This window comes from uncultured Draconibacterium sp. (assembly GCF_913063105.1).
Classification (GTDB): Bacteria; Bacteroidota; Bacteroidia; order Bacteroidales; family Prolixibacteraceae; genus Draconibacterium.
In genome coordinates, this window is the sequence record NZ_CAJXYQ010000012.1 from 38,771 (window position 1) to 63,464 (window position 24,694).

Genomic DNA, 24,694 nt, shown 5'->3' on the forward strand with positions numbered 1-24,694 from the left:
AAATCTTTATTAAACTATCTTTTATTTTTTTCTCGAATCGATTTCTCAATTTTGACTAATTCTGAAAAAATCGAAATCGACATAACCTCCTATATTCTTTGTGGCGTGGTTAAAAAGTCCGAATCGGTAACCCATAAAATGTGGCATTGTATACGACATTTTTAATTGGTTGCCAATTCTTTTCCAATTTTCGCCATCCAGGCTGTAATAAAAATCAGCCAAGTCAGTGCAATCCGTAAAATTGCAATATGCTTTTAAATAAATAGTATTCAGTTTCAGTGGAACACACTCAACAATCTCTTCTTCTTCGTTACCGGCATTAATCATTACTACCTTTCTGACTCCTTTTTCGCACTTTACACCCACCAAACCATATTTTTTCTGGAGCAAGACAAGCCCCGCCAAATCGCCATCTTTCATATTGGTAACATCAAGGCATACCGAGCCTGTACATTCGGGGCCGATGGTGCGTTGAGTTAAGGTATTTCTGGTTTGGGTTAATTGGTTGTCAATTCTATTGGTTGTAAGACGTAGATAGCCTTTTCGCTGGCGTACCGACCAATTTTCGTTCACCGGATTATGATTCCATTGCCAAACCAGCGGCAGGTCGCGTTCATTTTCTTTTCGTTCAAATTCATCTGATGCCACAATTCCGGGAATTAATCCATTACCGGCGGGTAAATCGAGTACGTGGGGTACTTTTCCGTTTTCTCCGATTACCGGCCAATCGTTCTCCCATTTTACCGGCGCGAGGTATGGAATTCTACCCACCGAACCATAATCGCGAAACAGATATGCAAACCAGTTACCATCGGGAGTATCAATAAGTCCGCCCTGAGCGACACCTCTGTCTTGCAAAGCTATGCGCCCCACATATGGTCCCGTAATTTTATCGGCCCGGTAAATTAGCACTGTTCGCATGCCGTTGCGTGGCCAAACAATGTTAAACAGATAATATTTTCCGTTATGCTTAAAAAGTTGAGAGCCTTCGGCACGAACATAAACCTCGTTTCCAACCAGGGCGCTGGCATTTTCAATCAGTACCTTTTCGGTTTCTTTTTTAATTCCTGAAAAGTCGCTTTGTAGTTCAGTAATCATTAATTTTCCCGCCCCCCAAATCATATATGTTTTTCCGTTATCGTCGAAAAACAAGGTATGGTCGTGATAAGCAGGTTGAAATTTCTTTAGATCCCATGAACCGTTTTCAATGTTTTTGGTAGAAAAAATATAGGTTGTTCCGGTTGTTCCGGCAAAGGTTGATACATAAAAGGTGTTGTTATGATGCCTAATGCAGCTTGCCCACGAACCTCGTCCGTAAGCATTTTCACCATTCACTAAATTTAATGGATTAACATTGGCCAATGTATCGTATGCGTAATTTACCAGGTTCCAGTTAACCAAATCATTTGATTTCATTATTGGCACCCCAGGACTCATGTGCATTGTTGTGCTGCTCATGTAATACACATCATCAACCCGAACAATAGAAATGTCGGGGATATCGGCAAATATTATGGGATTACGAGCTTGATTTGGCTGTGCTTTGCAAACTAAACCAGGTGCGGAAATAAAAAATATTAACACGTACAACAAAATCCTTTTTGTTGCCAGTACTGCATAACGCAATGTGGCGAAATTACCAATACCTTTTTGTGCTGACCTGTTCAACATTTTTGTTTAGTTTGATTTTGCTTTTCTGCTGTAGCTTATAAGGTACGAATGTATTAAACGCCCTCCTACATTATTTTCAAATTTAGATATAGGTTTTATAAAATAAAGTATACCGTTGTGGCTTTTATGCTACACGCTATTTACTGTCAACTCCTGCTATCCTTGATTAGTCTGGGTTCTTTTCAAATTGCCAATAATCAAAATTAAAAAGCTGCTGAGCACTGTCGCCTTTAAACTTAAAATAAACATCGTGTATGCCACTTGTTTCTGTTAAAACTGTTGTTTCCTTTTTCCAAACATCTAAACCTCCGGTGTAGGGAACAACAAGTGTTCCTATTACTGCTCCGTTTTCTTCATCCAAACGTATTTCAATTTCGCCACCTTTGGGCTCACCATTTATTAAACCGCTGGCTACATTGGCTGTGAATGAATGAGCTCCATCGCCAAAATCAACACCTTTAACTTTTATCCAATCTCCGTTTCCGATAGCGGTAAGGTGCAATCCTCCGTTTAGGTTAACTGCAGTTTTTATCCCCTTCTGTTCATTTATAGTTTCGGCATCAACGCGTTGAAATGGGTTTAAATGCATCAATTGTTGAACGCCATCAACGGTATTTACCATGGTTTCTATGCTTCCATCTTCGTTATGAAAAATGGCGTCTAAGCAAAGGTTTCTTCTGTAGCCAGAAGGTATTCCATTATTTTTTGCAACAACACGATTGTGGTAGGCCTGGTACCAATTCCCACCGAGTTGAAATATAGCATGATGATTGTTATTGTTGTTATCGGGTGGTTGATTCGACACTACTCCGCCGTAGGTAAATCCATCAACCGGAGAGTCGCCAACCATATAATCAATGCGCATTCCGTTGCGGGGATTGGTTGAATAGGAGAAATAATATTTGCCCTCGTATTTGTGCATCCACGAAGCTTCGAAGAAATAAGGCACTTTAAACGAAGTAGCTTTACCATCAACACTAATCATGTCGTCGTTAAGTTTAATAACGCGCATATTATTTTCCCCATTTCCGCCAAAATACATATAGGCCTGCCCGTCATCATCAATAAATGTCATCGGGTCGAACAACCACATGTGTTCGGCGGGCATAACTCCCGGGGTTTCAGATGTTACCAGCTTGCCATCAATTGCATCTGTAAACGGGCCGGTTGGACTATCGGCAATTGCAACACCAATACCGTTTCCTCCATTACCAAAGTAGAGATAAAATTTTCCGTTGCGCTCAACCGGCGATGGCGCCCAGCTTTTTATAGCCCAAGTGGCATCTTGTGGCACCTGAAATACTTTTCCGTGGTCGGTCCAGTTTTTCAAATCGCTGCTTGAAACGCATACAATTGAACTCATTTTGTAGCCACCTTCATAGGGATTTTGATTATCGTTTGAACAATACAAGTAAACGCGTCCATTGTATACCAATGCTCCCGGATCGGCAAGGTATCGATGAGACACAATGGGGTTGTCGGCATTTACAATATTTTCAAAACCAACAAGTAATAATAGACTAATGATTAAAAATCTTCTAAACATAATGGTATTTTTAGTTGGTGTTTTAATTCTTCCTTTTAGTCAAAAATTAAGTCTTAGGTAACCACCTCTGTGGTTACTCTAAGACTTCAACTAACTAACTAACTATTAATCTATCAAACTAAACCTCTATTCAGGATATGGTGTGATATCAAAATTCTTTATTTTACGACACTAAAAGTATATTTTATCTCCTGTCGGGGCTTTCAATTTTAGCTATTTGATTTTTAATTTCAGACACACTAAAAAATAGCACATTTTCAGCTGAAATACAGGCATTTACAACGACTCAGTTTTCATAAATATACAATTACAGTCCATTTTACAAAGAAGCTACCAGCCCTAATAGCCATTTTTTTTAGAATAAAGTAAAAAGATATTGCTGGAGTTATTCATCAAGCAGTTCGCTGGCTAACCACAACAGTGGCGCCTGTCCGTGCAGATCTCCTGTAACTCTTGGCCGGTTAAAGTAATAGTCAATTTCAGTACTTTGCCCGGTTCCAACACAAACTTCTCGTACTTTGCCATCCGGGTTTAAGTAGTTTTGCAGGCCATTCCACGCCTTAACACAGGCATTTTTATATGCTTTTTGAGGTAATAATTTATGTTTCACGCCAAGCGCCATTGCAAACGCAAACATGGCTGTACAAGATGTTTCTTTAAAAGATTCCGGCCGGTTAATTACCTGGTGCCACATTCCGTCTTCGGCCTGGTTTTGTAACAAGGTATGCATCATTTTTTTGTAGGCTTCCAAAATTGAATGATAATATGGATTTTTTGAAGAAAGTTCAGAAAGTACCTCGGCAAAACCGGCGGCTACCCAGCCATTGCCCCTGCCCCAATAAAATGGCGCATTATTGCCATGATAGAACAAGCCATTAGCTTGTTGAAGTTCGTTAATATATGCGTTTAGCGTGAATGCTGCTCGCTCTAAATAAATTGTTTTCCCTGTGGCTCGGTAGGCTTGTGCCTGCAAACAGCCAATCATGTATATATCATCAATCCAAAACCGTGTTTGTGATGAAAGACCGTTGGACAAGGTATCTAACCACTGCTCGTCGGCAAAACAAATTCCTTCGGACAAATAGTTTTCATCTCCGGTGTGCTTATAAATCTCAAGTGGAAGTACACCATACACATTGGCATCAACATGATTTTTTGAGTTGGAGATATACTCCGGTGTTGCTTTCTTATAATGCTCGATGAGTGTATTGGCCAATTCTTTATTTTCAAGTTGAAAGGCCAGTTTAATTGCACCATAAGCAGCACATACCTCAGCGTAGTGAATGGCGTAAACGTCGCCGGTATTGTAGCGCATAAAATCGGGACGCAAAAGCAATTCTTTGCTTATCAACACCCCCACTTCTTCAGCGCTTTTCTGTATGGCTTTATCGGTTTGACTGCCAGAGCCCGAACAGCCCCAAACTATCAGCGCAAGCACTGCGAGTACCACCCTATTAAAACTACAATCTTTCGTTCTCATTATTTAGATATAAGGCTATTTTATTGTTTTATGCTAAAACTAATAATCTCTCCCGCTTGTGTTTGAATATCGTATTCGTAAACCTTTTTAATTTTTGGGGCTTTTAATAATTTTTGGTTATGAATTAACGGTTCCGAAACTTCGGGAACTGCAAATAAGTGATTTGGATTTTCTCCTTTTGCTTCCAACAAGTTAACACCCTTTAAAGGCACATAAGAACGAATGCGGCAGTTACCTCCCAAGGTAGATTGAATGGTAGCCGTCTCAAATTCACCATTTTGCCATTTTATATCTACAACAAATCCTCCCTGGGCTTTTATTCCTTTTATTTCTCCATCGCTCCAGGCATCGGGTAGCGCCGGAAGCAGGTGAATGGCTCCGTCGTGACTTTGCATCAACATTTCATTAATTCCGGATGTGCAACCAAAATTTCCATCAATCTGGAAAGGCGGATGTGCATCGAAAAGATTAGGATAGGTGCCTCCGCTTGCCGAAAAAGAAGTCTCGCTCGGATCGACCAGCGAAAGTTGATCGGTAATTAATTTAAAAGCATGATTACCATCCTGCAGACGCGCCCAAAAATTTACTTTCCAACCCATCGACCAACCTGTTGAAATATCGCCTCGCTGATTTAATGTGGTACGAGCTGCATTAAATAATTCCGGTGTTCTGTATGGCGAAATCTGGTTGCTCGGGTGCAGTCCGTACAAATGGGAAACATGACGGTGTTTGTCGTTGGGATCGTCCAGGTCTTCCATCCATTCCTGCAACTGCCCGTGTTGGCCAATTTGCATAGGTGGCAGTCGGTCAAGTATTTTTTGCCACTTTTTTTGTTCTGAATTATCGACATTTAAAAGTTTAGCAACAGCTATTGTTTTCGAGAATAAATCGAATAGAATCTGATTGTCCATGGTAGCCCCTGCACATACTGATGTGCCGTGTCCTTTTGGTGCATTCTCCGGAGAAATTGAAGGACTGACAACCAACCAATTATTTTTGGGTTCTTCAATCAGAAAATCCTGATAAAATTCGCAGGCCGATTTAAAAGTAGGATAAACCGATTTAAGGTATTGTGCATCGCCGGTGAACAAATATCTTTCCCATAAATGCTGTGAAAGCCAGGCCCCCCCCATGGGCCACATGCCCCAAAAAGCGCCATCAACCAATCCGCTAATTCGCCAAATATCGGTGTTGTGGTGAACCACCCAACCGCTGCAGCCATACATATTTTTTGCCGTTTGCCTGCCGGTTTCCGATAAGTCCCGAACCATTTGAATAAGCGGCTCGTGCATTTCTGACAAATTGCATTTTTCCGCAGGCCAGTAATTCATTTCGGTATTGATGTTGATGGTATATTTACTGTCCCATGCCGGACTTGTGCTTCCGTTCCAAATGCCCTGCAAATTGGCAGGCTGCCCACCGGGTTGCGACGAAGAAATGAGCAAATACCTTCCGAATTGATAATACAATACCACTAGCTCAGGGTCCATGGTTTTGGAGAAGTATTTTACCCGAACATCGGTTGGGAAACTGGAAGCCACAGAGGTTTCCAATTTAAAACTTACACGCTTAAACAATTCCTGATAAGCCTTGACATGATTCTGTTGCAATTGCTTATAAGTCCTTTTATTGGCAGCAGAAAGATAATTTTTACAGCGCTCTGTTTCGTTGGCCGTTAAGGTTTTGTAGTCGACAAAATTTGTTGCAATTGAAATCAACAGTACTACTTCATCTGCCGCTGTCACCTCAATTTTATTATCCTTTTGGGTAACACTGCCTCCAATGTTTTTAATTTGGGTTAGAGCCGTAAATTTTACTTGTCCTTCAACACCTTCATGATTTCCTGAAAGCCCTGTCATCTCGATTATTGATGCATCTAAAGTACGAATACCTTTTTGTAACGGGCCGCTTAAATCGGCCACAAAAGTTAATTGTCCGGGTTTGCTGGCCGAAAGTTTTACTACCACTACCTGGTCGGGTTGCGACACAAACACCTCACGCTTAAATTCAACTTTATCCACAGTGTAGCTGGTGGTAAATGTTGCATTTTGCAGATTGAGTTCGCGATAATAATTGGTAAACTTGGCATGCTTGGGAAAGGATAATTTCAGGTTCCCAATGGTTTGATACCTGGAGCCCTGAAGCTGCTGGTGTTTAATCTTTTGGTTAACAAGAGTTTCAGCTTCCTTGTATTTCCCATTAAAAATTAACTGACGAATTTCGGGCAATGCTTTCAATGCCTCGGGATTATCGTTACGCGAAGGGCCACCCGACCAAAAGGTATTTTCGTTTAGCTGGATGTTCTCAACCTCCGGATGTCCATAAACCATGGCTCCCAAACGCCCGTTTCCTAAAGGCAAGGCTTCATTCCAGTATTCAGCCGGTTTGTCGTACCACAGTTTTAAATTTTCTTGTGCCTGAAGGTTTATGTTCTTCCCAATAAAAAGTGCTAAAACGCTTATAAGTGCTACAATTCTTATCATCATAAATCCCAACGGTTAATAAACTGAAATAACTACTCGACGGTAAGCGGTGAGGCTTGGCTTGCCATTGTCTGTGACCTCAAGAATAATATGTATCTTTTTATTTTTTGCATTGGCCGGAATTTTCACCTGAGCCTCAGGCGAATTCTCGTTCAGAATTTCAAGCATTTCTGAATAGGTGCCAGGCTCTTTGTAAAAAGTCCATGTATAACTTAGCATGTCATTGTCAGGATCGCTTGAATCACCTGCATTTAGTTCGATAGCCGAGCCGGCCATTGCATCGATGTACAAAACCTGCCGCGATTTATCGCCATTTAATACCGCCAACGGATGATGGTTTGCATCCTGGTAATTAGCACTTATACTCCAATCCATTCGGGCAGCAAAATCGTTATCGTAACCTTCGCTCCAACGTTTTATTGCCTGACCTTTTTCTTTTGTGTTTCCATACATAAAATAAGGATCAAAACCGGGCTCTGCATTTTCATTAATCTTTGCAACTTCAGACATGCTACGTATACCGGCAACTTTTGAAAAACTAAAGCGGCCGCCCCAGCCTCCCTGGTCAATTTGTTCAGGATCGTTCAAGCCGTTTGGAAAAACATGCATAAAAGAGGGTGAATCGCCTTCGGTAGCCCATTTTCTATTCGGGTAAGCAGCACCCAGCGGACCGTGACTTTGAATATGTTCTTTCAAATATTCGTCAGACGGAGCCCAGCCATACACTCCTTTAGCCCTGATATAAAAAACATCGGGAAAGTTTTTGGCAATCCAGGCACCGGCATCGTCTTGTCCTAATATATCAAACAAGCGAAGTTTACTCAGAAACTTTTTTAACTCATCGGGTGTGCGTGTTTCGCGAACTTTCCAGATGGCCTGTGCAACGGTATTCATGCCACCCCAGCCCATTACCCAAACCGGGCGATGATCGTCTTTATCAACAGAACTTATAATTAAATCGGAGCCCGGGCTGTCTTTTCCCAAACCAACATCGCCCATTCCGTAACCGGTTTGTCCCATTACCGAAATTGATCGCAAATAATCAGGATGAGGGAATCCTTCAGCATGAATTTTTAGGTTGGGATAAGCTTCTGCATAAGCATCCACAATTTTATCGAGCATGGCAGTATTGCTTTGGTTTTTCTTCCAACATCCTGTTGCCACTATCAAGCCTTCAATATCAAATTCGTTTGAACTTACCAGTTGCCGAACCATCGACTGCTCATCATCGGGGTCGGCCCCCAAATCGGTCGTATTGATTACACGTGGTTTAGTAAAATTTTCTTGTGCTTGAATTGTAAATGTGGCCATTAACATGACCAGGAATAAAAGTTTTCTCATTGGTTCAATTCGTTTATTATTGACTATTTAGCAACAAAAAATTAAGGCTCATTGCCAATTATTTATTATAAATTTATCGTTTACGATGTTTACTTTATTTCAAACACCACCGAAGTGGCAAAATCCATTTCTTCAGGACACGTGATGTAAAGGCCATCGTTTTGCTGCGACCACTCCAGTTCTCCCTCGAAACCAAGCATACGAACCGTTTTAACAGGCTGACCTTTTAACTCACCTCCTGTGGCCAATGATTTTATCTGAAGTTTTGTTTCAGGTTGCGGCACGGTCATACAAAAAGCATAAATCTCATTACTTTTGCCAACTGTAAAACGAAAGTCCTGCTCGTTGAATTTAAACTCTGCATGGTGTTTTCCCAACTTACCCGATGGCAGCATTTTTAGTTTTCCATCAACAATTTCACCTTCTCCGGGAAGTGCCCAGGCTTTACTACCATAAACAGCTTCTCCATTTATGCGCATCCAATTGCCAATATTTTTTAACATCTGACGGCTTCCTTCATCAAGTGCTCCGTTTGGTAAGGGCGAAACACAAATAGCCACATTACCATCGCGCGCAATAGCTTCAATCAAGTAGCGAATAACCATGCCTGCATCGTAGGTAAATCCTGGACTATAGTACCAATCGCCAACCGGTATTTCGGCAATCCATGGTTCGGTGTTTTTAATCTTTTCAGGTGCACCAAACTCTTCGGTAGTTACTGTTCCGTTTGTTTTATGGCGAAATTTCACAATGCTAAACACATCCACATCGCCACGGCGGGCAAGCGTTTGATTGTAATAGTATGCAATTACGCGCTGCATGGCATCGGCTTTTAACCCGCTTCCGGTACCTTCGGCGCAAAAGGGTTGCGACTTGGTTCCATCGGTATAAATAAAATCGGGATTATATTTGTCGATTGCATCCATCATACGTAAAGCCCATTGCGTAGCATACCATTTTGCGTAGGGAATATGGTTGGTAAAAATACCACCCCCAGGTGTATTCCATCCGGTATAACAGGCTACCGGTACATTATCGTATTCGCGCAGATTAATTCCATAAAGCATCCGTGGGTCGTACCCTTCCCACCACTTTCCTTTTCCATCGGCAAGGGTTAGGTTTGCATCGTACGGAATGCCATTGTATTGCCCCGTGGTATCGCTGCCAAACGCGGTTTGCCACCACCACCAGGTATATTCGTGATGGAAGGTTATACCAAAATGCATATTATTTTCCCGACAAGCCTTTTCCCATTCGCCCATCAGGTCGCGTTTTGGCCCCAAATTTACCGAGTTCCAGGGCTGGTATTTCGAATCCCATAAATCGTAATTATCATGATGAACACCTTGAATTACGAGGTAACGTGCACCGGCATCCTGATAAATTTTAGTAAGTTCGGCAGGATTAAGCTGGTCGGGATTCCAATCGCGCAGTACTTCTTTGTAGCCCACTTCTGAAGGATGTCCGTATTTTTCCAGGTGATTTTTATAGGCAGTGGTTTTAGGATCGTATAAGCGACGTGCATACCAATCGCCACTTTCTCCGGCAGCCTGAGGACCAAAATGCACCCAAATTCCAAATTTTGCTTCGCGCAACCAATTCGGCTGTCCCGGATAGTTGGCTTCAATACTTTCCCAGGTAGGCTCGTATGGGCCTGGCGCAACAGGTAGATTCGCAAGTTTCACTTCAGCAAATGCACTGGCATCACCTCTCGGGACGCTATTTTCGGGCTGCAGTTCCGGCACCTCTGGTATTGGAGAAAGTTTATCAGGTAAAAAAGATTGTTTTTGGGGTTGGTTGGTACACGCTATTGCTAAAATAAACATAGCAACAATAAGGATGGTTCTCATGTGGTAAAGGTTTTAGGTTTATTGTTTTACTATTTTTTTAATAACTATTTGATTGTCGAGTATTATTTTTACGATATAAATTCCGGGCTTAAAGCCACTCATATCAACCGTACAATTTTGACCTTCTTCTTTTCTGTTGAACAAAACAACACCATTTGAATTAAAAATACTCAAATCTGCCTGTTTATTATTAAGAGTAACCGTTAAATTTTGTGTTACCGGATTGGGGTAAATATCAATGCTGTTTCTTTTTACCCGGGAGTTTACCGAAGTTGGTGTACAATTCGTAGCAGAGGCTCCGGCATCACTAATCGTCATATCTTCAGTGGTCAGCCAAATTTTATCCAGTTTAGCGCCATCTTCGCGGTAACCAATGGTAAGCTCGTGTGAACCGGCCCCGAGGTAAAAAGTATTCGAATAAGTGCGCCATGCCCAGCCGGTTGAAGAAGCAATATCGTTCCATCTTGAATAAGAACCGTTGTCCATTTTTAGCCAAAAAGAATCGTCGTTTGCATTGGGGCAATGAACTCTCAGCTTGAGAAAATAATTTCCACCACTGGATATATCAAAGGTATAGCTCAACAAACCCGATGCACTAACCGGTGCCGAGCCGGTGCTGTTATTACCTTCTTTAATGGTTACATATTGGCCATTTGATGCCTCTTCATCGGCAATTTCGTCCCACAACGAACCAACCGTTCCACATTCAGCTTCCAGCCAAATACCGTTACTTTCGCTAATCGTAAATTGCACCTCGTCGGTATCTGTATTTCCGAGATTGTCGGTTACCTTAAGAACAAGCGTATGTGTGCCAACCGCTAAACTCACCGTAGGATTAACGCCGGTGGCAATTATAGTTTCATCGCGGCTCCAGGTATAAGAAACAATAGAACCGTTATCGCTATTGCTTAACGAGGCATCGAGTTCCACATCTTCGCTACCGTTGTTGTCTGAATCCCAGATGCTTTGATTAAATCCTGCAAAAGCCCATGCCTGCGGAGTTTTATTAATTCGTATCAGGTGTAGATTGCGGGCACCGGGCAAGCCGTTGGTTCCCCCGGAAATTTGCAGGGCTACAATTTTATCAAACGCGCAACTGTCCATTGCTGAAACGGTAATTGTTTTGCTTAATTCTCCGGGTACAAAAGTTAAAACAGTATCCGATAAAGTAAAATCAATTCCGATTCGTGCATCGCCGGCAACCGGGGAAATCTTAACAGATATGGATTCATCTACAGGCTTATTCAATTTTAAACTGAACTGCACTGTTGTACCGCGCTCAACCGATGACACTATGGTTTCGAAATATACTAACCTGCCTGCCAGTTGAAGGGTGCTGTCCCACCCAAACGGCGTTGCCGGATATGCTGCAAAAGCGCCAAGATCGAGACCGTTATCTCCTGCATTTTTTGCCGGGCTGGTAGCCTGAAGGGCAAAATCTTCGTTCCCCTCAACGGTGCTTACAAACATGGGGTTTGCTGAAAGGCCGTTATTTTCACCAATTTCGTTCTGAAAGTCGGCGACGGTAACGGGGCTGTCTTTAAACTCAATGGAATTGGGATTATCTGAAGAGTACCACAAATTGCTTTCAAAAATATGCGGGGCATTTGAAAATGCTTCTTCGGTAAAAATCAGGTTAAAATCCGTGTTGTTGAATGCAATATTGTTGCGGAATTCGTCGCGTTCTGATTTATGAATATTAAACCCGATTTTGTTGTTGTAAGCTATATTGTTTATCCAACGAGGTTCAATGGTCCAGCCCGTATTTTCGTAGTGCGAGCTCATAAATCCATTTTTCATGTTCAGGCTAATGTTCTCCTGAACAATGTTTTGCGCACACCTCGATTCGTTAAAAATACCGTTGTCGCCGGTGTTGGCATAATTGCGCAGAAGAATGTTGCCGCTTCCGTGCCTGTCGAGCCAAATGGCATGACGCACATCGTACGAATAGTTAAAAGCAAATATGTTGTTTCCATCGGGCACATCGCCACCACCGCCTGCTGCTGCCGAAAACTCGTAGCTTCCGCCCCAGCTACGCAACTTTCCTTTAAACCCAATAAAAGTATTGTTGCTTATTAGGTTGTGTGTGCAGCCCGATCCAAAATAGCCAATGCCATCGCCAAAGCAATTTATAAAATAATTGTTCCGAATTACATTTTGTGTTGTCCAGCCCAGCCATACAATGGTATTTCCATCCCAGCTGCCAACTTCTCTGTTCCCCAAATTTTCGAAACGGTTATTGATTACCACATTGTTTCCTCCACGACTAATATTTATGGCGGCTTTGCCATAGCTGAAGTCTTTAAAGGAAAATCCTTCAATCCAGATATAGTTTTTTGATGATAAACTGAAAACGGGATTATTATCGCCTATTGAGGTACCCGGATGTTTAATAATCACCTCTCCCGTGCCAGGGTTGGGCATAAAAACAATAATGGCATTCTCAGTTCCCGAGCTTGCCGGGCTTATGTTTTCTTCAAAATAAACTCCTCCGTTTACAAAAACCGTATCGCCCGGATTTACCATTCGGGCAGCTTTTGCAATGGTATTAAAGGGCGCTGTTACCGAGCCGTTCGAGCTATTATTACCGGTGGTACTAACGTAGTAATTCTTGCCAAATCCTTTTCCAAAGAATAGAAAGACAAAAATGAGTACTGCCAGACTTTTTACCGCCTTTATTTCACTAAATTTCATAAATCAACTATAAATGCACTATTTCTGATAGATAATTTTTTTGGTTTCAATCAACTCCCCAATTTGCAAACGTATTAAATAAAATCCACCGTTGAGGCCTTCGGGAGTCCACTCAACGGCATGTTCACCAGCAGTTTGGTACTGATTCACCAATGCCTTAATTTGTTGCCCGTGCAGGTTGTATATTTTCAGATTGACATCGGCTGCCTTACTTAATCTGTACGTAATTCGAACCGATTGATTAAACGGATTGGGATAATTTTGCCAGGCTATGCCCTCCTGTTTTTCAATGGTACCGGCACTAACGTTTCCGCACCAGTTACTTGCCTGCTCGCCAATTCCGCTAACTTCTGTATCGTAGGCGGTAATAAACAGTTTATCCAGGCGGGCCCCGTCTTCACGGTATCCAATGGTAAAAACATGGTCGGTAACACTTAGGTTATACTCGCCAAATTTATACCAGCTCCAACCTCCCCCGGCACTGCTTGCCAGTCCGTTATGCATGCTATAATCTCCGTTGTCCATTTTCACCCAAAACGAATCGTCGTTATAACTTGGGCAGAAAATTCGGGCATAAACGCTGTAAACGCCTTCGGTTGGGGCTGAAAAACTAAATGACACAAGGCCATCGCTATTGGCAGGTGCTGAGTTTATACTTTCGAAACCTTGCCTGGCTGTAACATACTTACCATTGGATGCCTGGGCATCATCACCCTCGACCCAATTGGAACCAACCGTTGCACATTCGGCTTCCAACCATATATTTTTTTCGTAGTAGTTGCTTTCCAGAACCGTAATTACAATCTCGTCGATAGCTGTTTCTCCATCGTTATCGGTTACGCTAAGCAGGATTTTATGCACGCCAACAGGCAGGCTTATTTCGGCATTGGCACCGGTTGCCAGCACATTGCCGTCTTCAATCCATTCATAGTTATCAATCGTACCATCGGCATCCGAACTTCCGGTACCATCAAGGACAATTGTTTCTGCCCCGCTATCATCGCTATCGATAATGGTTCGGTTGAAACCGGCATAGGCAATCGGCGCTTGTTTATCCGAAGTGCAGTTCTCGGCCGTACCTCCTTTCCCCGATGGTTCGGTAGCTGATGTTGTTATAAAAAGCTTGTCTATGTGGGCTCCGGTTTTATTGTAGGCCAGGGTTAAAGACTGCTCTCCCGCTTCCAGGCTTACGGTATCGATTTTTACCCAGGCCCAGTTTGTGGCGGCCGGAATAATATCCCATGCGAGCCAATCCTCGTTGTTCATTTTCAACCAAAAAGCATTGTCATTGGTTCCGGAAACCAAAACACGTCCCCAAAAGTTGTATGTTCCACTTTCGTTCACCGAAAAATTATAAACCACGTGTCCTTCAGTATTTTCAGGGGCAGCCTCGGTACTGTTATCTCCACTATCGGTGGTAATGTATTTGGCATTCGAGGCATTGGTATCGGTAAAGGTTTTCCAAAGGGCACCGGTACTTCCACATTCTGCTTCGAGCCACACATCGTCGCTAACAATATTTTCAATGGTTATGTTGTCGAAGAAAACGGTATTTGACGCCTGTGTGTTCGCCTTAAATTCGATGGTATTAGCCCCTTTGTTTAGCGCTACCACCTGACTGTTTGTGCCCCACTGGTTTAAGGCATTTGTTTGTGTAAATGTTGGCGAAGCCACTTTCACTCCATTAACGTATAAATCGATTGAATTTACATCTCCGGCGGCAGCTATGTAACTTGTTTTCAGGGTGTAGTTTCCGGCATTTAAAACACTAACCATTTCGCGTACACTTGCCGCAGCATTTGTTCCAAATTCCAGATAACCCTGCCCGGTATAATTTCTTAGTTCGCCACTGTAACCGCTTTTTACAATTCGGGCTATGTTCTTGTATTCAAATGTTTCCCCCTCGTACTGGCGGATGCCGGTGTATGTAGGTGGACTTAGCGGAACGGTAATGTTTGCGGTTTTGTATTCGCTTAAGCGGTTGCTTGCCGAGCCCGAGCAGTTGATTTCAATATCTACCGGGCCGTTGTGTTCAACGGTTAGTGTAAGCACGCCTTCCGACCATTGTTTCGACACTTCACTTTTCAGGTTTTCGCCTCTGTCGCTTACAGAAAATGTAGGTTCTGAAGAGCTGCCATAAATTTTTATCACATCCGGTTTCAGACCTTCATCTAACTTATTATCAAAATTACTCAGGTAAATTGTCAGCCTGTCTTCGTATTCCTTCATCACACCTGCAGTATATTGCGAAAAAGTCATTTCAATTTTTTCGCAGGTGTTGTATTTAAACGGGATGCTGGCACTGGCCGTTTGATTTACTTTGTATGGATTGTAGCACACCCAGCCGTTTTCGTGCCTGCCAACATACATATCTCCGGTGTATTCTTGTGGAAATTTGGTATTCATCTCGTTTACTTTTGCTGAAACAGATGACCAGCGGCTGTTGTAGTTTGAGGAGTAAAGCTTATGTTCAAAGGTATTGGCCAACTCATCATCTAAACCATACACAATGGGGATAGTTGGGTAGCGTCCTGTCTTTTTAAAAAAGCTCAGGTTCTCATCGTAATTACCATCGTTATCCATCAGGTAAAGGCCTTCGTATAAATTCTCCGGAGAGCTGTATTTTGCATCTTCACCACCTGTGTTTGTGTTTTGAATCAACACATATTTCGAGCGGTCGATAACTTCTTTACGGCTGGGAATACGCACCGTGCCATCAATAACTTTTCTGAAAAGGTCGACACTAACGTTGTCGAACTGAGGAAATGTTTTCCATTTACGTGCCGAATAACCATCGGTGGTTTCGCTTGCGTTTACCTCGGTAAAACACTGTGTCCAGATTAGTTCAGGCCCATCAAACATGGTTAAGCCGGTTAACATGGTGTGCTCCAGAAATGGTGCTCCGTAGGTAGCCATTGTAAAATGCTCATCCTTATCCATATCGCTGCCACGCACCCAACCATCGTCGGTCCAGCCGGTATCGTCGTAACGTATTCCGTATTGCCCGCTATAACCCGAAAGGTAGGCTCCCAGGCTCATACTTTCACGGTCGTGCAAATACGAAACCTGCGTATGCTTATCGAATAACAGGTAATTTTCGGTGTATTTCGAGCAAGCCTCGGCAAAGTCAGGATTCAATTTGAGCATGCCAATTGGGTTGTACCTTACCACCCATTTGTTCCAGCAAATACTTACCACAAGGTAGCCACCATACTTATTGCTTAATTCCAGCAGGTTGGCAAAATGCGAGATGCGGTCGGTCCATTTTGGAGAAAGCGGATTATCACTTTGGTCGAATCCCCAAAACTGCTCGGAATAGTTAAAACCAATAAAGTTTGGGAACTCCTCGAATAAGTCTTCATAAAGCGTTAAGTCATCATCCGGGAAATGGCAAAAGCCGCCACTTGCCGGTTGCACGGTTGCCCACATCCGGTTTTCGGCACATACCCTCAACCACGACTTAGCGGTTTCCAATCCATCTTCCACCAGTTTAAACTTATAGGTATCGTCATCATGACTAATCGACAAGGCAATATTCATAACCACATAGGGGCGAATATCTTTAGGAACCAGGTCGATAATTTTTTGTGGGTCGGCGTAGTTCCATGTATCAATATGGATGAGCCACATGGGTTGGTCGGGCGAAATGGGCCGCCTCATTTGTTGTTGGGCCCGGGCAAAAAAGCCGGACAAAATAAGTACAACCAGAATTATTTGACAAATAAAACGCTTCATAAAATGCTCCTCTTTTTTTTCTTATAACTAATTCACCAAAAGGCTTTCGGGTGCTCCGAGGTACGAATATTTTTTTGCTCCGGTATTGATTTCATACTTCTGAAAAACAATTCCCGGGTCTATCATCCAGATTTTTAAAGTATGCTTGCCCGGTTTTTCCAGGCGGTGCTTCGATGTTTTTATTTTAATGTGGTCGCCAACCGACTTAGTCCACCAACCGGCATATTGCCAATCGGGTTTTTCCTCGCCCTCGTTCATATTTATAATTTGCGGTTCTTCATCGTCAATAGAAATGGCAAATCGCAAACCATCTTCTTTTCGGAAATCCTGGGTAGGCGAAAGGAAAGTTTCAACTTTTATATCACCGGCATTAAACACGGTAAAATCATATTCCACATATGGTGAATTTTCATCAAGTTCAACTCTTTCGGCATTTACCGGCTCAACTATTAACGATGAGGCCGTACGTCCCAGGTTGGGCACCTCGATCCAATGAATATCTTTTGAATCGATTTTTTTGCTGTAATTCACGGCTTCGAAAGCAATAACGCCACTGTTTTCAACAAAACCTGACACCTCGGTAAGTTGGTTAAAAACAGGAACCTCTACCGAATACTCGCTACCGGCACCTGAAATTTTTATCGAGCCCGAAATTTGACCTTTGGGTGCTCTGTTCCAATCGATACTTACATAAATTTTTTCGTTAAACTGAATGGTTCCTTGCGTTTTTGACAGGATTATCCAGTCTTCATTTGCATGAAGCGAATAACTCAGTTTTTCTTCTCCTTTGTTTATAATATCGATGTAATAGTTCTGTTTATTTATTGCATCAAAAACGGGCATTTTATTGCTGAATGACCAGTCGGCTTCCACATCAAGCCAGCCCCAGCGTGGTTTTTTGCCATATTCAAGGAGGTACCCCAGTTCGGCAGGTTTATCAACCTGAACATACGATACTGCGGGCATGGTATTTAACGGCGGATGGTTCCAGCTGTTATAACCAATGTGCGTTTGCGACATCATGTGGTTCCACTTCCCATTGGCATGCTCGTGAAAACGCTGAGTTAGTTCGGCATCTTTATCAAACAACTCCTTTACTTTTTGGGCATAATAATTGGCTGAGACTGCACCTCTTTCGGCATAATACTTGTTCTTACCTGCCGCCACATACATTTCGTTAATATTGGCACTCAACTCGATTGGCGATTGTACCAACTGGTAAAAAGCCGGTTTATAAGCCCCGGGTATTTTTTTGTAAAGTGTTTCACTCTTGTTTAGCAAAGTTTTATACTCATCTACAATACGGTCGGCTTCGCGAAAATTCTCGATACTGTAGGTAGTTGGGGTCAACATCTCAGGGGTTCTGCGAGCATTGTATTTGGTATAAAATGCCAACAGTTCTGCAATCTCCGGGGCATATTGAGGGCCAAATTGTTGGGTAGCCCATTCCGTGTAATACGCAGGCAAATCGTTGGCCTGAATGGCATTGGGATTCCAGGCAAAATCCAAAAAGAAACTAATAGGCAGCTCCATGGGTTTTATATCACCCACATTAACCAGCCAAAGGTCTTCAACACCGTGCTCGTATGCCAGTTTCATTTGCTCCCAGGTTCGTTCAATTTGGGTAGTATTTAACCAGCGGTAGGAAACTGGTGCCCCAACATAATCGAAATGGTAATAAATACCATAACCGGCCGGGTGGCTCAAATCTTCCTTTTTGGGTAAAATGCGCAGGTTGCCCCAGTTATCGTCGCAAAACAAAACAATAATATCGTCATCTACCCGCATTCCTTTATCGAAATACTCTTGGACCTCTTTGTAAACGGCCCAAACCTGAGGTGTTTCGTTGGCCGGTTTACCGCTAACATCGGCAATAATTTCGCGCTGGTCGGCAATAATTTCTTTTAAAAGCCCAACCGCAGCATCTTCCGACATGGCCTCGTCGCCATCGCCACGCATACCAACAGTTACTACACTTTCGTAATCTTTCACCCGCTCAAAGCCTTCGCGCCAGAATTCCTGCAGGTTTTCTTTGTTTGTTTCGTAATTCCAGGCTCCTTTGCCAAATTTTCCCCACTCGTTGTGCGAACGCATCATAGGCTCGTGGTGACTGGTTGACATTACAATTCCATACTCATCGGCCACTTTTGGATTTAAGGGGTCGTCAACATTAAACATGGTGGGCAACCACATGGCCGGCCACAAATAGTTGGCTTTATTTCTTAAAAGCAGTTCGAAAATGGTTTCGTAACATTTGTGGTTGGGCCCGCCAAATTTTTCCTCGGCCCAGTTTCTAAACGCCGGTGCTTCGTCGTTAATAAATATTCCGCGATACTTAACCGCCGGCCCTTCGGAAACAAAGCGGCCGTTGGCGAGGTAAATCCGTTCTTTCTTTTTAACCGGCACATCGGCCCACCAATACCAGGGCGAAACACCCATTTCCTGCGAGAGGGTAAATATGCCATAAGCAGTACCACGGCGGTCGCTACCAACTATTACCAGCGCCTCTTTAACTCCATCGAATGGATTTTTAACCGTTTCGATGATGAAGCCTTCCCATTTATTTTTTATTGGCGAAACATCGAGCTTTTTGTTACTGATTAAACGGTCAATTAAAGGATTGTTCCCCAGAGTTCCAACTACTATTATTTTGCTGTCCAGTTCTTCGTCAGAAGTTAGAACAGCCGGTTTTTTGCCGCTTACTTTCTCAATATCGGAAGCCAGAAAACTGGCTGCTTTTTGTACCAGAATATTTTCTGAAGCTTCGTAATAAATACTGGTTATTTCATCAGAAGAAACAATGGTAAAAGCATTACTACGTTTATCGAAATCGGTGCTAATTTTTAATTGCGATAAGGCCGTAAAGGGCAGTAAAATAAATAATAAAATATAGGTCCTAATCATGTTGGTCATTTTTTCAAATGTAGTAAGTCCCCAGCCGGGTGTTTTTTAATAATGGATATTTGATTTTTAATTTAGGATATAGCGCAACCCCTTAACTAAAAGCGAACCTTGAGGGAATAGATGCTTTGTGGTGAAATGCTGATTTTCACATGTTTTTGTTCGTTACTCAATTCGGTTTCAACCGTTTTCATATTGTAATGTTGCGTGGTTTCTACCGCTTTGTGTGCTGTTACTTTTTCCGGCAGTTCTACAAATGTTTCAAAGGCACTATCTCCCCTGTTCAAGGCAACAATGCTAATTTCATTTTCAGTTTCGTTAAGATACGCTGTGGCCAGTACATTTTCGTTGGGCACATCAATATCAATTCGTGTAGTTCCGGTAGCATAGGCCGAATAATGTGCCATGATGTAACCATTTTTCATGACTTCGCCTTCGGCAACGTAACCGTGCTCCGTATTGTTGTCGCCTATCATGCCATAAAAGCGTTTTAAGTACCAATACAGGTATGCACTGCAATAGGCTTCCATGCACATGTGCATTTCCAGCCCAAGTTTATCAAAATTATACGCCCATGTTTTGTAGTCGCCACTTTCGAGGTCGTAGCCATAACTTCCAAAAAGTTTTTCGGTCATCCACCAGCCACCTTTGCCTGCCGGTTTTAAATGGCTTGCATACAAACTTTCAACATAGTCGTGTCGTCCTTTTACGTAGTTGCTCGACAAATTGGTAAATCCCTGGTAGGTATGCCCGGCAACAATATCGGTATTTGCAAAGGCTTCAGCCGAATTGAGTATCGCATTGGTATAATCGGGCGAGAAACCACAAGCTTCAGGCGTCATTAATTTAACACCGGTGGCCCGTATTTTTGCCCCGTAACTGGCGGTAAAGTTTGCCACTTCCTGAGGTGTCCAGTAGGTAAAATGCATGTCGGGTTCATTTTGAACGGAAATGGAATAGATATCCACACCTTTCGATTTCATAAACTGAATGTATTCAATGAGGTGGTCGGCATAAGCCTCATAATTTTTCTCGGGTAAATGTTTGTCTGAATCACCATCGCCATCCTTATCAATGTAATCGGCCAGGGCATCGGTACAATCCCAAGGACAGGCAAAAACAATCGCCCCGTATTCCAGGGCCTGCAAAGCACCTGCAACATCTGTTTCCCATTTTGTTTTGTCGGGGTATATCATTAATCGCAAAATTGAATATTGCAAGTCGCCATCAGGGGCGTACATTGTAGCTAATTCGCTCGCATCAATCCGGTTATCTGCCGATAACCAAATGGCAGGATTGTACATTCCTCCAAAGCCAACAACTTCCTGATGTTTTGCAGCAGCATTTACGGTAACAAAGGGCAAGGTTTCTTGTGTAATTTGCAGTTTAACCTTTTTTCCGCTAGCCTTGTTTACCACAAAAAGTTCATCCAGCCGCTCGTCTAACAATATATTTTCCGACACATTAAAATAAATGGTAGTATAACCACTTTTACCTTTTTGACCACCTGTCAAAGGTGAAATATTGGATATAAAACTTTCTCCACCACTGGTTTCAATTTCCCATTCAACATTTTCCCATGCCAAAATAACGCTTCTTTGCCCGGCTTTTCCCGATATGCTTATTTCGGTTTTTACAAATTGTACCGAAGACTCGCCTTCTTCCACTATGGGTTCTTCGCCTGATTCTGAACAGGAGAAAATTGCACTTACAAAGAAGAGCAATGCCAGGTAAATAATTTTTTTGTTCATTTGTTTCTTGTTTAAACTATCTTTTTTAAACGGAAAAAATCTAGCGTACATTACTTTTAATGTTAATCAATTAGGCGCAGCACTGGTTGTTCAAAGGGAGTAAAAACTCAACATCCTATTTTAAAAAGAAACCTTCACAAAGCCCATATTGCGGGCTTTGCAAAGGTCTTTTAACCTAAACTAACTACTAAAATCTATACAAATATATTTTTATTCGGGATCCCAAATCCCGTAACAGAATTTGGATTATTCCCCGATTTTTAACTCCCATTTATTGTCTTTATTCAGACAACACGATTTACAGACTTTATATCTCCCAAATTAATGGGTAACATAAACTTTTTCGCGCCCAACAAGGTAGAGTCCCTGTTTTAATCCACGGGTTGCCTCCGAGCGTTTTACATTAAGACGAATGGCAGCACCAGTTATGCTGTATACATTCACCAGCGCATTTGGATCTTTCGTTCGAACCATTGGAATACCGGTAAGAATAGATGGTTTCAGTGCAACGAAATCGATAGTAACCGCTTCGGTTGATGGCTCGGTGTACAAGAAACTCCAGTGACTTGCTCCGTTGTAGAAAACAATTCCGCCCAACAGAACCTCTCCGTTAGCATTTGCATAATCTGCCAAATAAATCTCTTCCATTACTAAATCGCCTTCTACCGGTAGGGTGAACAAATGAAGGTAGGTCCATCCATCTACCGAAAAACGCAAGGCCACTTCTTTACCGGCATTTATAGAGTCGTAAGCTACCTGTACGGCAAGTGTTTCGTAATTGGTTAAATCGTAATCCATGCTTGAGCCCCAGTTATCAGCCGAACCCAGCAACTGAAAGCTTTCACCTGCAGCCAAATCACGGGGTGCCAGTTCTGTTTCTGCTTTTAACGAATAAATTGAAATGTAACCTTCAGGAATCTGGCGGGGATCTATCTCTGGTTTTTCTTTTAATGCAACATAGTTGATTGTACAAGCCTGTGTAGCAGCTGTACCGTCGTAAGAGAAACTCCAGTGGCTGGCACCATTGTAGAATACAATTCCACCAAAAAGAATGTTGCCATCACCATCGGCATATTCGGCCAGGTCAATCTCAGCAATGAACTCTGTTCCTTCGGTGGGTAATGTAAACTTATGAAGTTTCGCACCTGTATTGTTCACCGAAAAGCGAATGGCAATGTCGTTACCTGCATCAGCAGGATCAAAGGTTATATTAAACACCAACTTCTCGAAATTTGAGAAATCGTAATCGGTTGCTTCTCCCCAACCGTTGGCGGGCCCTATCAACTGGAGGCTGGCTCCGCCGTCAATACTTATTGGAGCCCTTTCAGATTCTTCATTAATTGAGTACACTGAAACGTAGCCCTCCGGCAGTTTCAGTTTCTCTTTAAGTGCAATATAATCGATTCTACAAGCCTGGGTGGCCGCAGTGCCATCATAAGCGAAGCTCCAGTGTGTAGCTCCATTGTAAAAAAAGATCCCTCCGTTAATGGCAGTTCCATCTTCGTCAGCATATTGTGTAATATCAATCACCTCAACCACGCTAGTGTCTTCTGCAGGAAGTGTTACTATGTGTAATTTTACACTCCCGTTAATATTAAAACGAATAGCCAGCTGATTACCTGCATCAGCAGGGTCGTAACTAATCTTGAAAGCCAATGCGTCATAGTTTGATAAATCGTACTGGGTAGAATTTCCCCAATCAGCTGGTCCGCCAAGCTGAAGAGCAGCACCGCCTTCTATCACAACAGGAGCTCGTTCCTCTTCCGCATTAATAGAATAATAAGAAACATAGCCTTGAGGAAGTGGTATGCTTGAGCCTTTCTCTTGAAGCGCAACATAATCGATCGTACAAGCCTTTGTGGCAGCCGTGCCATCGTACGAAAAGCTCCAGTGGCTTGCACCGTTGTAAAATACAATTCCTCCAAAAAGAACTTTTCCTGCATCATCAGCGTATTCGGCCAAATCAATTTCTGCAACAAATGTATTTCCTTCGTTTGGTAAGGTAAACTTATGCAATTTTGCTCCGGTGGCATTCACCGAAAAACGAATTGCAAAGTCGTGCCCTGCATCGGCCGGGTCAAAAGTTACTTTTACGGCTAATTTCTCGTAGTTCGAGAAATCGTAATCTGTTGATTCTCCCCAACCACTGGCAGGCCCTAACAACTGGTAACTGGCACCGCCATCAATGCTTAATGGTGCTTTTTCGGTTTCGTCATTTATCGAATAAACTGAAACATACCCTTCAGGGAGTTTCAACTTCTCTTTAAGCGCAACATAATCAACTGTACAAGCCTGCGTGGCAGCTGTGCCATCGTACGAAAAACTCCAGTGGCTGGCACCATTGTAAAAAACAATACCGCCGAAAAGAACTTGTCCTTCTTCATTGGCGTATTCTGCCAGGTCAATTTCTGCAACAAATGAAGTTCCTTCACTTGGCAAGGTAAACTTGTGTAACTTTGCTCCTGTAGCATTAACCGAGAAGCGAATAGCTATATCGTGCCCTGCATCGGCAGCGTCAAACGTTATTTTTACAGCTAATTTCTCGTAGTCTGAAAAATCGTAATCTGTTGATTCTCCCCACCCCTGGGCAGGTCCTAATAATTGATAGCTTGCGCCGCCGTCGATTCCTATTGGTGCTTTTTCGGTTTCGTCATTGATTGAGTATACCGAAACATAACCTGCAGGCAGTTTTAGCTTTTCCTGAAGCGCAACATACTCAATTGTACAGGCCTGCGTGGCGGCCGTGCCATCGTATGTAAAACTCCAGTGGCTGGCACCATTGTAAAAAACAATCCCACCGAAAAGCACTTTTCCTGCCTCATCGGCATATTCAGCCAGGTCGATTTCAGCAACAAACGATGTTCCCTCATTGGGCAAGGTAAACTTGTGTAATTTTGCTCCTGTGGCATTAACCGAGAAGCGAATAGCTATATCGTGCCCTGCATCAGCGGGGTCGAATGTTATTTTTACAGCTAACTTGGTGTAGTCTGAAAAATCGTAATCAGTAGCTTCTCCCCAACCACTTGCGGGACCTAACAATTGGGTACTTGCTCCCCCCTCAACAGCTAAAGGTGCCAGTTCGGTTTCTGAGTTTATCGAGTATACAGAAACATAACCGCTAGGCAGTTCAGGCTGTGCAAATGCTGCCGAAACAGACAACAAAAAAAGTATTAGTAAAGTATTTATTTTTCTCATAATTTCAGAATTTTATTAATCTAATCAAGCTTAACATCTGGTGTTTT

11 protein-coding genes are annotated in these 24,694 nt (G+C 42.6%); all 11 read right to left on the reverse strand.

From position 1 onward, the window contains the following. Positions 1 to 45: 45 nt before the first annotated feature. Positions 46 to 1,671 carry a glycoside hydrolase 43 family protein gene (locus QZ574_RS12505; protein ID WP_297089948.1) on the reverse strand — a complete coding sequence of 542 codons (1,626 nt, stop codon included), beginning with the start codon at positions 1,669 to 1,671 and terminating at the stop codon, positions 46 to 48. A 166-nt stretch (positions 1,672 to 1,837) separates the two neighbouring features. Further along, positions 1,838 to 3,217, reverse strand: a complete 1,380-nt coding sequence (locus QZ574_RS12510) for a glycoside hydrolase family 43 protein (protein WP_297089950.1) — start codon at positions 3,215 to 3,217, stop codon at positions 1,838 to 1,840. A 385-nt stretch (positions 3,218 to 3,602) separates the two neighbouring features. Further along, entirely contained in the window at positions 3,603 to 4,697 is a 1,095-nt protein-coding gene (locus QZ574_RS12515) for a glycoside hydrolase family 88 protein (RefSeq protein ID WP_297089953.1), read from the reverse strand. 20 nt (positions 4,698 to 4,717) lie between these two features. After that, complete coding sequence (locus tag QZ574_RS12520; protein ID WP_297089955.1) at positions 4,718 to 7,183, reverse strand: glycoside hydrolase family 95 protein; 2,466 nt, start codon at positions 7,181 to 7,183, stop codon at positions 4,718 to 4,720. 12 nt (positions 7,184 to 7,195) lie between these two features. Next, positions 7,196 to 8,521 (reverse strand): nucleoside hydrolase-like domain-containing protein, encoded by a 1,326-nt coding sequence (locus QZ574_RS12525; RefSeq protein WP_297089957.1) that lies wholly within the window; start codon positions 8,519 to 8,521, stop codon positions 7,196 to 7,198. 89 nt (positions 8,522 to 8,610) lie between these two features. Continuing rightward, a complete protein-coding gene (locus QZ574_RS12530) occupies positions 8,611 to 10,371 on the reverse strand; it encodes an alpha-L-fucosidase (RefSeq protein WP_297089959.1) in 1,761 nt (586 codons plus the stop codon). Positions 10,372 to 10,389: 18 nt separating this feature from the next. After that, complete coding sequence (locus QZ574_RS12535; RefSeq protein WP_297089961.1) at positions 10,390 to 13,065, reverse strand: T9SS type A sorting domain-containing protein; 2,676 nt, start codon at positions 13,063 to 13,065, stop codon at positions 10,390 to 10,392. An 18-nt stretch (positions 13,066 to 13,083) separates the two neighbouring features. After that, the gene (locus QZ574_RS12540; protein WP_297089963.1) at positions 13,084 to 16,800 is read right to left on the reverse strand and encodes a glycoside hydrolase family 98 domain-containing protein; all 3,717 of its coding nucleotides are present in this window, start codon (positions 16,798 to 16,800) and stop codon (positions 13,084 to 13,086) included. A gap of 27 nt (positions 16,801 to 16,827) precedes the next feature. Further along, the gene (locus QZ574_RS12545) at positions 16,828 to 19,704 is read right to left on the reverse strand and encodes a glycosyl hydrolase 115 family protein (protein ID WP_297089965.1); all 2,877 of its coding nucleotides are present in this window, start codon (positions 19,702 to 19,704) and stop codon (positions 16,828 to 16,830) included. 95 nt (positions 19,705 to 19,799) lie between these two features. Further along, the gene (locus tag QZ574_RS12550; protein ID WP_297089969.1) at positions 19,800 to 21,452 is read right to left on the reverse strand and encodes a hypothetical protein; all 1,653 of its coding nucleotides are present in this window, start codon (positions 21,450 to 21,452) and stop codon (positions 19,800 to 19,802) included. A gap of 321 nt (positions 21,453 to 21,773) precedes the next feature. Beyond that, entirely contained in the window at positions 21,774 to 24,647 is a 2,874-nt protein-coding gene (locus tag QZ574_RS12555; protein WP_297089971.1) for a hypothetical protein, read from the reverse strand. Between the last annotated feature and the right edge of the window lie 47 nt (positions 24,648 to 24,694).

Coding starts and splice junctions, on each gene's coding strand:
- QZ574_RS12505 (WP_297089948.1), bottom strand. CDS start 1,671: ATGTTGAACAGGTCAGCACAAAAAGGTATTGGTAATTTCGCCACATTG.
- QZ574_RS12510 (WP_297089950.1), bottom strand. CDS start 3,217: ATGTTTAGAAGATTTTTAATCATTAGTCTATTATTACTTGTTGGTTTT.
- QZ574_RS12515 (WP_297089953.1), bottom strand. CDS start 4,697: ATGAGAACGAAAGATTGTAGTTTTAATAGGGTGGTACTCGCAGTGCTT.
- QZ574_RS12520 (WP_297089955.1), bottom strand. CDS start 7,183: ATGATGATAAGAATTGTAGCACTTATAAGCGTTTTAGCACTTTTTATT.
- QZ574_RS12525 (WP_297089957.1), bottom strand. CDS start 8,521: ATGAGAAAACTTTTATTCCTGGTCATGTTAATGGCCACATTTACAATT.
- QZ574_RS12530 (WP_297089959.1), bottom strand. CDS start 10,371: ATGAGAACCATCCTTATTGTTGCTATGTTTATTTTAGCAATAGCGTGT.
- QZ574_RS12535 (WP_297089961.1), bottom strand. CDS start 13,065: ATGAAATTTAGTGAAATAAAGGCGGTAAAAAGTCTGGCAGTACTCATT.
- QZ574_RS12540 (WP_297089963.1), bottom strand. CDS start 16,800: ATGAAGCGTTTTATTTGTCAAATAATTCTGGTTGTACTTATTTTGTCC.
- QZ574_RS12545 (WP_297089965.1), bottom strand. CDS start 19,704: ATGATTAGGACCTATATTTTATTATTTATTTTACTGCCCTTTACGGCC.
- QZ574_RS12550 (WP_297089969.1), bottom strand. CDS start 21,452: ATGAACAAAAAAATTATTTACCTGGCATTGCTCTTCTTTGTAAGTGCA.
- QZ574_RS12555 (WP_297089971.1), bottom strand. CDS start 24,647: ATGAGAAAAATAAATACTTTACTAATACTTTTTTTGTTGTCTGTTTCG.